General features: G+C 71.3%; 13 protein-coding genes. 8 read left to right on the top strand and 5 right to left on the bottom strand.

Features of this window, described 5'->3' with window-relative positions; translation table 11 throughout:
- Positions 1–150 precede the first annotated feature (150 nt).
- Together dhaL (AB0959_RS06990) and AB0959_RS06985 are read left to right on the top strand one after the other, a co-directional pair.
- Entirely contained in the window at positions 151–810 is a 660-nt protein-coding gene (gene dhaL / locus AB0959_RS06990; RefSeq protein WP_366825272.1) for a dihydroxyacetone kinase subunit DhaL, read from the top strand.
- On the top strand, positions 807–2,495 hold the full coding sequence (locus AB0959_RS06985) for a putative PEP-binding protein (protein ID WP_366825271.1): 1,689 nt from the start codon (positions 807–809) through the stop codon (positions 2,493–2,495). The genes dhaL (AB0959_RS06990) and AB0959_RS06985 overlap by 4 nt, the downstream gene beginning before the upstream one ends.
- 57 nt (positions 2,496–2,552) lie before the next feature.
- Here the strand turns inward: AB0959_RS06985 and dhaL (AB0959_RS06980) are convergent, their stop codons facing one another.
- Positions 2,553–3,179, bottom strand: coding sequence for a dihydroxyacetone kinase subunit DhaL (dhaL, locus tag AB0959_RS06980; protein ID WP_366825270.1), 627 nt, complete (start codon positions 3,177–3,179; stop codon positions 2,553–2,555).
- A 187-nt stretch (positions 3,180–3,366) separates the two neighbouring features.
- Positions 3,367–4,146 (bottom strand): IclR family transcriptional regulator, encoded by a 780-nt coding sequence (locus AB0959_RS06975; protein ID WP_366825269.1) that lies wholly within the window; start codon positions 4,144–4,146, stop codon positions 3,367–3,369.
- Between the two features lie 57 nt (positions 4,147–4,203).
- Here AB0959_RS06975 and dhaM point away from each other — a divergent pair, with 57 nt between their 5' ends.
- The 6 genes from dhaM to AB0959_RS06945 all read left to right on the top strand — a co-directional run bounded on the left by dhaM (position 4,204) and on the right by AB0959_RS06945 (position 10,169).
- Positions 4,204–4,596 carry a dihydroxyacetone kinase phosphoryl donor subunit DhaM gene (gene dhaM / locus AB0959_RS06970; RefSeq protein WP_366825268.1) on the top strand — a complete coding sequence of 131 codons (393 nt, stop codon included), beginning with the start codon at positions 4,204–4,206 and terminating at the stop codon, positions 4,594–4,596.
- Positions 4,580–4,861 (top strand): HPr family phosphocarrier protein, encoded by a 282-nt coding sequence (locus tag AB0959_RS06965; protein WP_366825267.1) that lies wholly within the window; start codon positions 4,580–4,582, stop codon positions 4,859–4,861. Before dhaM ends, AB0959_RS06965 begins: the two co-directional genes overlap by 17 nt.
- Before the next feature lie 290 nt (positions 4,862–5,151).
- Positions 5,152–6,972: a glycoside hydrolase family 15 protein gene (locus AB0959_RS06960; protein WP_366825265.1), complete on the top strand. Its 1,821-nt coding sequence runs from the start codon at positions 5,152–5,154 to the stop codon at positions 6,970–6,972.
- A gap of 3 nt (positions 6,973–6,975) precedes the next feature.
- Positions 6,976–7,929 (top strand): cyclase family protein, encoded by a 954-nt coding sequence (locus tag AB0959_RS06955; protein WP_366825264.1) that lies wholly within the window; start codon positions 6,976–6,978, stop codon positions 7,927–7,929.
- 10 nt (positions 7,930–7,939) lie between these two features.
- Complete coding sequence (locus AB0959_RS06950) at positions 7,940–8,464, top strand: gluconokinase, GntK/IdnK-type (RefSeq protein ID WP_366825263.1); 525 nt, start codon at positions 7,940–7,942, stop codon at positions 8,462–8,464.
- 127 nt (positions 8,465–8,591) lie between these two features.
- Complete coding sequence (locus AB0959_RS06945) at positions 8,592–10,169, top strand: GMC family oxidoreductase (RefSeq protein ID WP_366825262.1); 1,578 nt, start codon at positions 8,592–8,594, stop codon at positions 10,167–10,169.
- A gap of 22 nt (positions 10,170–10,191) precedes the next feature.
- On the opposite strand, the gene AB0959_RS06940 is transcribed toward AB0959_RS06945, so the two are convergent.
- From AB0959_RS06940 to AB0959_RS06930, 3 genes are read right to left on the bottom strand one after another with little or no spacing between them, the layout of a single operon-like run.
- Entirely contained in the window at positions 10,192–11,235 is a 1,044-nt protein-coding gene (locus AB0959_RS06940; protein WP_366825261.1) for a cytochrome d ubiquinol oxidase subunit II, read from the bottom strand.
- Complete coding sequence (locus AB0959_RS06935; RefSeq protein WP_366825260.1) at positions 11,232–12,713, bottom strand: cytochrome ubiquinol oxidase subunit I; 1,482 nt, start codon at positions 12,711–12,713, stop codon at positions 11,232–11,234. Before AB0959_RS06935 ends, AB0959_RS06940 begins: the two co-directional genes overlap by 4 nt.
- On the bottom strand, positions 12,710–14,029 hold the full coding sequence (locus tag AB0959_RS06930; RefSeq protein ID WP_366825259.1) for an NAD(P)/FAD-dependent oxidoreductase: 1,320 nt from the start codon (positions 14,027–14,029) through the stop codon (positions 12,710–12,712). The genes AB0959_RS06935 and AB0959_RS06930 overlap by 4 nt, the downstream gene beginning before the upstream one ends.
- Positions 14,030–14,033 lie beyond the last annotated feature (4 nt).

Below are 14,033 nucleotides of genomic sequence, written 5' to 3'. Positions count from 1 at the left end.
CCCCCCCTCGCCACCACCTGCTCCTTGTCACCACCTGCTCCTTGTCACCACCTGCTCCTTGTCACCACCTGCTCCTCGTCACCACCTGCTCCTCGTCACGACCCGCTCCTCGTCACGACCCGCTCCTCGTCACCACCTGCCACGCAAGCCATGAACGGAGACTCCGTGGACATCGACCTCGCCCGCGCGTGGGTGCAGGCCATCGCCGCCGCGGTGGACCAGCACAAGGACCACCTCACCCAGCTCGACTCGGCCATCGGCGACGCCGACCACGGCGTCAACATGCACCGCGGCTTCTCCGCCGTCACCACCGCCCTGGACGGCCTTGAGCCGGACACCGTCGGAGCCCTGCTGGTCAAGGCGGGCACCACCCTCATCTCCAGCGTCGGCGGCGCCTCCGGCCCGCTGTACGGGGGCGCCTTCCGCGCCATCGGCAGGACGCTGGACACGTCCAAGGCCACGCCCCAGGAATTCGCCCACGCACTCGCCGCCGGCCTGGACAGCATCCAGAGACTCGGCGCGGCCGCACCGGGCGACAAGACCATGATCGACGCCTACACCCCCGCGCTGGCCGCCTTCCAGCAGCAGGCCGACGCCGGAGCCGACCTCGCCACGGCCGCCCTCGCCGCGGCAGACTCCGCCGAGGACGGCCTGCGCGCCACCGCCCCGCTGCAGGCACGCAAGGGCCGCGCCTCCTACCTCGGCGCCCGCAGCATCGGCCACCAGGACCCCGGTGCCGCCTCCACCGCCCTGGTCTTCCGCGCCCTCGCCGAGACGGCCGCGGCCGCCGAGACGGCGGCGACCCGATGACCGACCGCCTCACCTATGAAGGACGTACCGCGGCAGCCGGCATCGCCCTGGGCTTCCTGCGCCGCACCGACCGCCCGTCCCCGCGCGGCGCGCTGCCCCAGCGCACCGGCGGGGAGCCCGCGCGGCAGATCGCCGACGCCTTCGACGCCGTCGCCGCCCGCCTGCTCGAACTGTCGGCCTCGCTGCGTGAACAGGGCAAGGACGAACAGGCCGACATCATGGAGGTCAACTGCTACATCGCGCAGGATCCGGATCTGCTCGAACAGGCCGTCAAGCGAGCGGGCGAAGGCCATCCGGTGGCCGTCGCCGTACGCCAGGCCGTCGACACCTACGCGGGCACCATCGCCGCCCTGGACGACCCGACCCTCGCCGACCGCGCGGCCGACGTCCGCCAGGTCGGCCGCCGTGTCCTGGCCCACCTGTACGGCGACACCGGCCCCGCACCCGACCAGCCCCTCGTCCTGGTGGCCCAGGAGATCGGCGCGGCAGACCTGCTGGAACCCGGCCAGACCGTGACCGGCGCCATCTCCGTCACCGGCGGCCCGAACTCCCACGCCGCGATCGTCGCCCGCTCGCAGGGCATCCCTCTGCTGCTCGCCGTCGACCCGCGGCTACTGGAGTCGCCCGACGGGCAGGAGATCCTCCTCGACGCCGAGCACGCCATCGCCGTCGTCCATCCTGACGACACCGAACGCACCACCGCTCTTGACGCCATCGACGCGGCCCGCACCCGCAGGCTCGCGCTCGCGCGAGAGCGCCACCTGCCCGCCCGGACCCTGGACGAGCACGACATCGTGCTGCGGGCCAACGTGGCCACGCCTCCCGAGGCCCGGGCGGCCCTGACCGCCGGTGCCGACGGCGTCGGCCTGCTGCGCACCGAGCTGCCCTTCCTCAACCACGGCGCCTGGCCCACCCGTCACCAGCATGCGGCCGCCCTCGTCCCCGTCCTGCGTGTCCTTCAAGGACAGACCGTCACCGTCCGCACCCTCGACTTCGCCGACGACAAACTGCCGCCGTTCCTCGCCCAGGGCCGCGAGGGCGAGCGCCTCGGCCGCGGCCTGCCGCTGATGCTCGCCCAACCCGACGCCTTCGCCGACCAGTTCCGCAGTCTGCTCAGCGCCGGAGCCGGCACCGACCTGCGCATCATGATCCCCATGGTCGCCGGCATCGATGAACTGCGCGCCTGCCGTGCCCTACTCGATACCGCGGCCGACGAACTCGGCGTCGGCGCACCACCGTTGGGCATCATGGTCGAACTGACCGAAGCCGTCGCCGCGGCCGATGAGCTCGCCCGCGAAGCGGCCTTCATCTCCATCGGCAGCAACGACCTCACCAGCCAGATCCTGGGCATCGACCGACGAGACCCCGCCGCCACCCCGGCCATGGCCGCACACCCCGCCGTACTGGACGCCATCTCCCAGGTCGTCACCGCCGCGCACCGCCACCACCGCCAGGTCTCGGTCTGCGGTGACGCCGCCGCCCACCCCCTTGTCACCCCTCTGCTCATCGGCGTCGGCTGCGACATCCTCTCCGTGGCCCCCGCCGCGCTCGACGAAGTCCGTGCCCGCGTCCGCCGCCTCAGCTACGACACCTGCTCCGCCCTTGCCGCCACCGCCCTCACCCGCCGGACACCGCAAGAGGTCTGGGAACTCGTACAGCAGACCTGCGTGCCGTCGCTGCCATGACGCCTGCCGCATCGCGCGGCCCAGGGCTCCGCCAAGGATCGGACCTCCCTGTGGAGGTCACGGACGGGCCGTCGTGTCGGCGAGGGCGCGGAAGATCAGGGCGGTCGAGGTGGCCCCCGGGTCCTGGTGGCCGACACTGCGCGCCCCGAGGTAGGAGGCGCGGCCCTTGCGCGCCTGCAGCGGTGTCGTGGCGCGCATGCCCTCTTCCGCTGCGTCGGCGGCAGCCGCCGCGGCCGTGGCGAAGCCGGTTCTCCGACGCGCCTGCTCCTCGAAGGAGGCGACGGCAGGCGCGTACGCGTCGATCATGGTCTTGTCGCCTGGTACGGCCGTGCCCAGCTTCTGGATGCTCTCCAGCCCGGCGGCGAGAGCCGCGGCGAACGCCTCAGGGTCGGCGGAAGGAACGTCCAGTGCCTTGCCCAGCGCGCGGAACGCGCCGCCGTACAGCGGCCCCGAGGCACCCCCGATGGTGGAGATGAGAGTGGTGCCGGTCTTGGTGAGTACGGCTCCGACGGTGTCGGCGTCGAGGTCGGTCACGGCCGTGGCCGCCGCGGCGAACCCACGGTCCAGGTTGGTCCCGTGATCCGCGTCGCCGATCGCCGAGTCGAGCTGGGTGAGGTAGTCCTTGTGCCGGCCCACGGCGACGGCGATGGCCTGCACCCACGCGCGGGCGAGGTCGGTGTCCATGGAGGTCTCCATTCGATGATCGGTGCATCGGTACCGGGCTCGCGTTCGGGTAGGACCCGCCGACCTTGTGGGAACTGGACGATCCCATCTTTCCGCAATTGTTCACCATTGGTGAACGTTGTTCCGGAAGTTAAACGTGCGTTTCGCGCCTGTCAAGAGGTCGGCGCACCGGCCGGCCCCGGCACGCTCAGGAAATGCCCGTGGTGAGGGCGCCCCGGCGCGGGGCGCCCAGGTCGCGGGAGAGGTTGCGGGCGGTCTCGCGGACCGCGACGGCGAGTTCCTGGCGCACCGGTTCGTCCAGCATGCGCTCGACCGGGCCGACGATGCCGATGGCGCCCACCACCTGGCCGGAGCGGTCGAAGACCGGCGAGGCGATGCCCGCGTCCCCGATGGCCGACTCCTGGTCCTCGACGGCGTAGCCCGTCCTGAAGACGTCCCGCAGGTGCCGGTCCAGCTCCTCCCGGCCGGTCAGGCTGGCGCCGGTGAGTACCGCCAGGTCCCCGGCGAGCAGGCGGTCGCGCTCCTCCGCGGGCAGCGCCGCCACGATGGCCTTGCCGAGGGCGCAGGTGTTCCACGGGATGCTCGCGCCCACCTCGAGGATCTGCACGGCCCCCTCGGGGCGGAAGGCGTGGTGGACGATCAGCACGTGATCACCCGTGAGGACGCCCACCCACACGGCTTCCTTCGTCCGGTTGGCCAGAGCGTCCGCCCAGGTCAACGATCGCGTGCGCAGTTCCTGGGTGTCCAGATAGGCGTTGCCCAGCTGCACCAGGTTCGGCCCCAGCTGGTACTTCGAGCTGTCCCGGTCCTGCGAGACCAGCCCCTCGATCTCCAGCGTGCGCAGCAGTGCGTGCACCGTGGGCTTGGCGACACCCAGTCGCTCGGCCAGTTCCGTCACGCCCAGCCGGGGGCCGCCGGAGGCGAGTTCCCGCAAGATCTGCACCGCTCGATGCACAGCCTGGACCATGGAGATTCTCCGATTCAGTATTGCTGAACAGCGTTCCGAGATTTAATGTGACTGTTCATGAGCGCACACGTCGGCATCGTACTCGTGTCCCACAGTGCCGAGCTCGCCGCGGGCCTGTGCCTGCTGGTGCGGCAGATCGGCTCCGACGCCGTGCCCGTCGCCACCGCCGGCGGGACCGACGACGGCAGGATCGGCACGAGTTACGACCGCGTTCTCTCCGCCATGAAGGATGCCGACCGGGGCGGCGGCGTCCTGGTCCTTCCCGATCTCGGAAGCTCTGTCCTGACCGCCCGTACCGTCCTCGACGACCACCCCCGCCCCGACGTCGTCATCGCTGACGCTCCCTTCGTCGAAGGGGCCGTCGCGGCAGCCGTCACCGCCGCGTCCGGCGCCGACCTCCAGACCGTCCTCACCTCAGCCGAAGAGGCCCGCCATGTCCGCAAGCTCTGACACCACGACCGTCCGCCACGAAGCCCAGGTGGTGCTGCCGGCCAACCTCCACGCCCGCCCCGCGGGCCGGCTCGCCCGCGCCGCGAGCGGGTTCTCCAGCACCATCGAGCTCGACTACAACGGCAAAACGATCAACCCGACCGGTGTGCTCGGCGTCATGGGGCTGGGAGCCACGGCCGGCAGCACCGTGACCGTACGCGCCGTCGGAGCCGACGCCCGGGACGCCGTCTCGGCACTCACCGACATCCTGGCCAACGCCGAGTGACCCCTGGGGCGCCAGGCCGTCAGTGAGCCTCAGTACGCCTGCCACGATCAACAACACGCTGTTGAGGTGGAGTTGCGCCAGGGAACCGCGTGCCTGGCTCCCGTCGGAGAACGCGCGGGAGACGCCGATGCCGGCGCCGGCCGGGACGGTGGTGGCCGGGACGGTGGTGGCCCGGGACCGCCGGCGCCGGGGCCGTGCGCGGATGGTCGGCGTCCGGCTCGACATGGCAGACGCGGCGGGGGTGCCCGATAGTGAACGGAGGGGGTTTCTCACGAGACTCCGGAGCCGCAATGGACCGCTACCCTCCCATCGCCGAGCACGGCCTGGTGGGCGACCTCCAGACCGCCGCGCTCGTCTCGTCACAGGGCGTCGTCGACTGGTTCGCCGCTCCCCGGTTCGATTCACCCAGCGTCTTCGCCGCCCTGCTCGACCACGACCGTGGCGGGTACCTGCGGCTGTCCCCCGAGCACCCCGAGGGAACATGCCGACAGCTCTACTACCCCGACACCGCCATCCTGGTCACGCGGTTCCTGTCGCCGGACGGGGTGGGCGAGGTGCTCGACTTCATGCCGCTGGAGGAGAGCCGCACCGTCACGAACCGGCACACCCTGGTCCGTCTGGTCCGTGTCGTGCGGGGGACCGTCGACTTCACACTCGAGTGCCGGCCGCGCTTCGACTACGGCCGGGCCGAGCACCAGCTCGAAGTCGGTGTGAACGGCGCCCTGTTCCGGGCCCCCGGGATCGACGGGCACCTGCGGTCCACCTTCCCGCTGGAGCGGGAGGGCCAGGACGTGCGCGGAAGGGTGCGGCTGCGCGCCGGCGAGTCCGGCGGCGCCGTGTTCACCGTCTGCGCGCCCGGCGGCACGGCACCCGAGGTCCCCTCGGTCGACGGGCTGACCGGGCAGTTCGACGAAGTCGCCCGGTTCTGGCGGCACTGGCTGCGTCAGTCCCGCTACCGGGGACGGTGGCCCGAGCTGGTGCACCGCTCGGCCATCACCCTCAAGCTCCTCACCTACGCCCCCACCGGCGCGCTGGTCGCGGCGGCCACCACGGGGCTGCCCGAACAGGTCGGCGGAGAGCGCAACTGGGACTACCGCTTCACCTGGGTACGCGACAGCGCGCTGTCCGTGCGGGTCATGCTGGACCTCGGCTTCGTCGAGGAGGCCGTCGGCTTCGTGCACTGGCTGGTGGAACGGCTGCGCGAGCGCGAGGGCAAGGAGGAGGAGCCGCTCCAGACGATGTACCGGGTCGACGGCAGTCCCGACCTCCCGGAGCAGACACTCGATCACTTCGAGGGCTACCGCGGCTCCTCGCCCGTCCGGATCGGCAACGGCGCCGCCGACCAGCTCCAGCTGGACATCTACGGCGAGGCCCTCTACGCCGTGTCCCAGGGGAGGGAAATCGCGCCACAGGCCAGTTTCGAGGGATGGCGCACACTCACCAGGACACTGGACTGGTTCACCGACGCCTGGGACCGACCGGACGAGGGCATCTGGGAGACCCGCGGCGGCGCCCAGGACTTCACCTACAGCCGGGTGATGTCGTGGCTCGCCTTCGACCACGGGCTGCGGCTGGCCGACACCTTCCGCAGGCCCGCCGACCTGGAGCGGTGGCGCGGGGCGAGGGACGCCGTGTTCCACCAGGTCATGGAGCGCGGCTGGAGCGAGAAGGAGCGCGCCTTCGTCCAGCACTACGACGGCGACGTCCTGGACGCCTCGCTGCTGCTCATGCCCAGGGTCGGATTCATCGCTCCCCAGGATCCGGCCTGGCTCTCCACGCTCGACGCGATAGACCGCAAGCTCGTCTCCGACAGCCTCGTCTACCGCTACGACCCGGCCGCGTCGCCGGACGGGCTGCGCGGCTCCGAGGGCACCTTCAGCCTGTGCACCTTCCTCTACGTCGACGCGCTGGCCCGCGCCGGGCGGCTGTCCCAGGCCCGCTACACCTTCGAGAAGATGCAGACCTACGCCAACCACGCCGGGCTGTTCGCCGAGGAGATCGGTCCGAGCGGGGAGCAACTCGGCAACTTCCCCCAGGCGTTCACCCACCTGTCCCTGATCATGGCCGCCATCACCCTCGACGAGTCGCTCGACGCGGTGGACGGGCGCTGACCCATGGCCACGCACGCCCGTCCGGCAGGACCGTCATGGCTGACCGCTGCCGAGTTCGACGCGCTGTACCGGCGTCTGGCCTCGCGCGCCGCCTGGGCCGAGGGGGACCGGGGCGCTCTGGCCGCACTCACTCCCGCCCGCGTGCTGGCCGCCACCCGCGAGGTGCGCACCGGCCGGACGGTCACGCTGGCCGCACCGGTGCAGACGTCACCCGGCCCCGACGATCCGGAGCCCGCGACGCACCGGATGAGCCAGTGGCCGGGACGGTCCGGCGAGTCCACGAGCGGACTCCACTTCGCCATGGACGGCTTCGCCATGAACGTGCACGGGGACGTCGGCAGCCATGTCGACGCCCTGTGCCATGTGGTCTACGACGGCACGCTGCACGGCGGCGTGGCCGCGAGCACCGTCACCGCGGACGGTGCCACGGCGCTCACGATCGAGGATGCGGCCCACGACGGGATCGTCGGACGCGGCGTGCTGCTGGACATCCCGCGACTGCGCGGCCTGCCATGGCTCGAACCGGGTGACCACGTGACCGCCGGCGACCTCGGCGCGGCCGAGAGCGCCCAGCACGTCCGTGTGACCGAGGGCGACCTGCTGTTCGTCCGGGTCGGCCACCGCAGGCGCCGCGCCGAGCTGGGGGCGTGGCACGTGGCGGACGCGCGCGTCGGGCTCCATCCGTCCGCGCTGGAGTTCCTGGCGGACCGCCGGGTCGCCGTGCTCGGCGGCGACGGGAACAACGACACCGCCCCCAGCCTCACCGAGGGGGTCGGCTTCCCCGTCCATGTGCTGGCGATCCACGCCATGGGCCTTCACCTGCTGGACTACCTGCAGTTCGAGGACCTCGCGCCGGTCTGCGAGGCGGAGGGGCGCTGGTCGTTCCTCTGCGTCGTCGCCCCTCTCAGGCTGCCGGACGCCACCGGCTCACCGGTCAACCCGATCGCCGTCCTCTGAGTCCGAGGACATGCCGACAGCCTCCGGGGTGCCCACGGTCGTCGTGGTCATGGGTGTCTCGGGCTCGGGGAAGTCCAGCGTGGGGCGACTGCTCGCGCGGCGGCTCCGGTTGCCCTTCCTGGACGCGGACGAGCTCCACCCGGCCGCGAACCGGGCCAAGATGGCCGCGGGCCGTCCCCTCGACGACGAGGACCGGCGGCCGTGGCTGCTGTCCCTCGCCGACTGGATCCGCGAGGCGACCGACTCCGGCCGGGGTGGCGTGATGGCGTGTTCGTCTCTCAAGCGCGCGTACCGGGACCTGTTCCGCGGGGCGGGCGCGGGCGTGTGGTTCCTGTACCTGGAGCTCGACCCGGCGTCCGCCGGCCGGAGGGTCGCCGGACGCGTGGGCCATTTCATGCCGGCCCGGCTGGAGGACTCCCAGTACGCCGTCCTCGAACCACTGCGACCGGACGAGCCGGGGCTGACGGTCGACGCGGCAGCCGACCAGCAGGTCATCGTCGACGAGGCGGCGAACGCCGTGCGCGCGATCCCATGAACGGTTGAACGGTCCCCCGTCCGATCGCCGAGTCCCTTCGAGTGGCCACTCCCACAAGGGGTCGATACCGTCGAAAACGGACATCGAAAACAGGCATGAAGGTTTCCCTCCTGGAACGAGAGGCCGCATGGCTGACGACCACCACTACGACGTCATCATCATCGGTACGGGAGCGGGCGGAGGCACTCTCGCCCACCGGCTGGCCCCCACCGGCAAGCGGATCCTGATCCTGGAACGCGGTGACTACCTGCCGCGGGAGCGGGACAACTGGGACTCCACCGCCGTCTTCGTCAAGGGCAAGTACCGTGCCCCGGAGTTCTGGTTCGACAAGCACGGCAACGAGTTCCCCCCGGAGGTCAACTACTACGTCGGCGGCAACACCAAGTTCTACGGCGCCGCGCTCTTCCGGCTCCGGCCCGAGGACTTCGGTGAACTGCGCCACCACGACGGCATCTCACCGGCCTGGCCGATCCGTTACGAGGACCTGGAGCCGTACTACACGCAGGCCGAGCAGCTCTACCTGGTGCACGGGCGGCATGGTGAGGACCCCACCGAGGGTCCGGCGAGCGGCCAGTACCCGCACCCTCCCGTCGAGCACGAGCCGCGTATCCAGCAGCTCAGCGACGACTTGGAGAAGAGGGGACTGCGGCCCTTCCATCTGCCCATCGGCGTGAACCTCACCCAGGACGAGCACGGCGGGGCCACCCGTTCCAGCGTCTGTATCCGCTGCGACCGGGTCGACGGCTTCCCCTGCCTGCTGGGCGCCAAGTCCGACGCCCAGGTGATCTGCGTCGACCCGGCGCTGGAGCACGACAACGTGACGATGCTGACGGGCGCCCAGGTGCGGCGCCTGGAGACCGACCCGACCGGACGCACCGTCACCAGGGTGATCACCCAACTCGGGGACGCGACCGAGTCGTTCAGCGCCGACATCGTGGTGGTCGCCTGCGGGGCGGTCAACTCCGCCGTCCTGCTGCTGCGTTCGGCCAACGACAGCCATCCCGCAGGACTGGCCAACAGCTCGGACGTGGTGGGACGCCACTACATGCGGCACAACAACCTGGCCCTGATGGCGGTGTCCAAAGAACCCAACCCCACCAGGTTCCAGAAGACGATGGCCCTGAACGACTGGTACCTGGGCGCGGACGACTGGGACTTCCCGCTCGGCGGCATCCAGATGCTCGGCAAGTCGGACACCGACCAGATCCACGGCGAGGCGCCGCGCTGGGCCGGTGCGGTCGCACCCGACATGCCGTTCGAGATGCTGGCGCACCACGCCGTCGACTTCTGGCTGTGCGGGGAGGACCTGCCGCTGCCCGAGAGCCGCGTCACGCTGGACGAGGACGACCGCATCCACCTCGCCCTCGACGAGAAGAACAACACCGCCGGGCTGCATCGCCTCCGGCACAAACTGCAGGGGATGCTCGGGCACTTGGGCATGCACGAGCAGCATCTGCTGCCGCACAGCATCTACCTGCACAAGGGCATGCCGATCGGAGCCACCGCGCACCAGGCGGGCACCGTACGGTTCGGTGAGGACCCGAGAAGTTCGGCGCTCGACGTCCACTGCAAGGCCCACGACCTCGACAACCTCTACGTCGTGGACACCAGCTTCTTCCCGAGCATCGGCGCGGTGAACCCGTCACTGACGGCCATCGCGAACGCCCTGCGGGTCGGCGAGCACATCGCCGCACGGCTGAGCTGACGAATCGCCGGCCAGGGTGCCGTCAGAGGTTGTCCCCGGGCGTTCTGGCGGCCCCGGTGTCGGCATCCGTGAGCGGCTCCAACTCGCCCATGGTGCTGAGCCGGTAGAGCAGTACGAGAGCGGGGCCGACCACGACGACGGCGATGACCGTGACGATCGCCAGCCAGCGCAGCGTGTCCGAGGCACCGGCCCCCTGGGCCACGGTCAGCGAGGTGGGCAGCAGATAGGGCCGCTGTGCGAGGCCCCAGGCACCGACGATCAGGGCGACGCTCGCCACCGAGGTGTAGCGGGTCAAGCCGTAGGACCGGCGCAGCAGGAACAGCACCGTGGCCAGACCGCAGACCGCGGCCAGGACGACCAGCAGCAGGCCCCAGCCCCTGGTGAGGCCGTCCCAGACATACCGGGCGTCGTCGTGGGTGACGGGCAGGCCGATGAGCGCGAGGACGACGACGGCGGCGAAGGCGAACAGCGCGCGCAGCCTGAAGTAGCCGATGAGGTCGTCGGCACCGAAGCGCCGGGCGTCGGAGCAGAGGAACACCGCCCCCAGGAACGCGGCGGCGGCGACGGCCAGCAGACCCGCCACGACGGAGGTCGGATTGGCCCAGGCGTCCGCGGAGGCGGTCGTGCCGACCGCGACCCGGCCGGAGACGACGCCGCCGAGCGACGCTGCCAGGAAGAACGGTGTGAGCAGTGACGAGACGGCGAACATCGCCCCGTAGAGCCGCCGTTGGGCCAGCCGGCGGGTCGGTTTGCGCAGGGCGAACCCGGCGCCGCGGAGCACCAGCCCGACGGCGGCGAGGACCAGGGGCAGCCACAGCGCGGTGAAGACGGCCTGGAACATCGTCGGGAAGCCGGTCCACATGATGACCAGGACGAAGATCAACCAGACGTTGTTGGTCTCCCAGACCGGTGCCATGGCATGGTCGATGAGCCACCGGGGCCGCCGGCCGCGCTCGGCTCCTCCGGCCAGCAGGTCCCAGAAGCCGGCGCCGTAGTCGGTACCACCGGCGCAGGCGTAGGCCGCGACAGCGATCACCAGCACCCAGGCGATGAGATCGGCCATCATGACGAACCGCCCGCGGAGCGGTCGGACCCCTGGCCTGGCGTGGCCCGGACCGCCGCGGGCTCGGGCTCCCTGGGCCCGTACGGTGTGTCGGTCTCAGGGGGCGGTGCGGCCCCCGCGGCGCCGTAGCCCTCGTCGGCGATGCGCCAGCGCGTCCGCATCTTCAGGAGGACCGCGAGGAACGAGCCGAAGACGGCCGCGTACAGGACGATGACGATGCCGAGGATCGTCCACAGAGATCCGGCGCCGGTGGAGGTCACCGCCTCCGAGACCCTCATGTGGTCGTAGACGATCCAGGGCTGGCGGCCGACCTCCGTGGTGATCCAGCCGCACTCCACGGTCACCAGGCAGGCGACTCCCGCGACCGCCGCGCAGCGGAAGAACCAGCGGCTGCGGGGCAGGTCCCGGCGCCGCAGCCAGCACCAGCCGTACCAGAGCGCGAGCAGGATCAGCAGGCTGCCGATGGTGACCATGATGTCGAAGGCCCAGTGGGCGATGGTGGCCTGGACGACCGTGGGGCGGTCGGAGGCCGGTACCGACGTCAGCCCGGTCACCTGGGTGCTCGGCTTGAAACCGGCGAGGATCGAGTCCAGTTGGGGAATCTTCAGTCCGCCGGTGACCGTCCCGTCGCTGTTCAGCCGTCCGAACAGGTACTCGGGCACATGGGTGTCCGTGTCCCAGACGAGTTCCATGGCGGCGAACTTGACCGGCTGCTTGTGGAAGACGGACCGGGCCGCGGAGTCGCCGATCACGAACTGGACCGGTGTGAGGATCGCGGCCACGGTGAACGGCAGCGTGAAGCCGAGCCGGTGGTAGCGGTCGCGGCGCCCGCGCAGCCAGCCGACCGCGTACACGCCGGCGACCAGGTAGCCGGCGGTCAGGAACATCGCCACCACGAAGTGCCAGTACTCCGCGCCGAAGATCGGCGTGAAGACCGCCTTGCGCACATCGACGTCGACGGGGTTGCCCCGGGCGTCGAGGGCGAACCCGCGCGGGGTGTTCATCCAGGAGTTGGCCGCGATGATGCCGAACGCCCCCAGCAGAGCGGCCAGTGGCAGCGGTGCCGCGAGCCAGAAGTGCGTCCAGGGTCTGAGCCGGCGCCAGCCGTACAGGTAGATCGCGATCAGAACGGCCTCCAGGAAGAACCCCCATGCCTCGACCCCGAAACCCAGGCCGAAGACATCACCCCAGCGGCCCAGCATCCCGGGCCACAGCAGGCCGAACTCGAAGGACAGGACGGTGCCGGTGACGACACCGATGGCGAACTGGACCGCCATCACCGCCGACCAGCGCCGGGCGAGTGTGAGGGCGACGGCGTCGTCGCGGCGGAGTCCGCGGTAGTGCATCAGCAGGGTGATGAACGGCAGTGCCACACCGAACGGGACCAGCAGGATGTGCATGGCGAGGGTGAAGGCCATCATCTCGCGCGCCGGCAGGAGCTGGGGCGGGGTGGCCGCCAGAAGGATCGCTGTGCCGGTCATGTGCGCCTCGGTGGTCTGTCCCGCGGGACGCCGCCGGACGAGGTGAAGGCGCGCTCGCGCCGCGCACTGGTGGCGAACGTGACGGCCCAGCTGAGCACCGCTCCCAGCCTGCTGCGGAACCCGGTCAGGAAGGCGATGTGGATGAAGAGCCAGACGAACCAGCCGAGTACGCCCGACAGGTGCAGCGGGCCCATCTTGACGACGGCCCGGCCACGGCAGATGTAGGCGGCGCTGCCGAGGTCCCGGTACGTGAAGGGCTTCGGCTTCTTCGTCCTGCCCTCCACCGCGTGGCGCACCGCCCGGCCGGCGTACGCGCCCGACTGCATGGCGACCTCGGCCAGGCCCGGCAGCCGGTTCAGGCTCATCACGTCGCCCGTGACGCGGATCTCCGGATGACCGGGAAGGGTGAGGTCGGGTTGGACGGCGATGCGCCCGGCCCGGTCCTGGGTGGCGCCGGTCGCCCGGGCCAGCGCCGCGGCGATCGGCGGCGCCTCGACCCCGGCCGTCCACAGCACGGTGCGTGCCGCGAACCGGGTGGTCGTACCGGCCCGGTCCCGCACCGTCAGGCCGTGCGCGCCGACGTCGGTGACCAACGTGCCCAGATGCAGCTCCACGCCGAGACTCCGCAGGGTCCGGGCCGCGCGACGGGCCAGGTGAGGGCCGAAGGCGCCCAGCACGTCGTCCGAGCCCTCGAAGAGCAGCACGCGCGCCTGGGCGGAGTCGATCGTCCGGAACTCCCGGTCGAGCGTGTGGCCGGCGATCTCCCGGATCTGCCCGGCGAGTTCGACCCCCGTCGGCCCGCCGCCGACGAGCGCGAAGGTGAGCCACTGCCGCCGTTCCTCGGCGTCAGCGGCCGTCTCGGCCATCTCGAACGCGCGGTAGAGCCGTCGTCGGATGTCCAGCGCGTCGTTCAGGGTCTTCATGCCGGGGGCGTGTACGGCGAACTCGTCGTGCCCGAAGTAGGACTGGCGCATACCGACGGCGACGATCAGATCGTCGTACGGCAGCTCGAGAGCCCCGCCGTCGGGCCGCCGGGCGTGGACCAGCCGGGCCTCGGCGTCCACGTCGGTGGCCTCGGCGAGCAGGCAGTCCACGTTGGGGTGGCGGCGCAGGACCTTGCGGAGCGGCTGGGCGATCTGCCCCTCCGACAGGATTCCGGAGGCGCACTGGTAGAGCAGTGGCTGGAAGAGGTGGTGGGCACGGCGGTCGACCACGGTCACGGCGACCGGTGACCGCCGCAGCGCGCGGGCGGCGAACAGCCCGGCGAAACCCCCGCCGATGATCACCACCCGGCGGGGCGTGACGTGATCCCGCATCGGG

This window comes from Streptomyces sp. NPDC046862 (assembly GCF_040704615.1).
Taxonomy (GTDB): domain Bacteria; phylum Actinomycetota; class Actinomycetes; order Streptomycetales; family Streptomycetaceae; genus Streptomyces.
The sequence above is the reverse complement of the archived record's forward strand: the minus strand, read 5'-3'. Positions and strand labels throughout refer to the sequence as shown.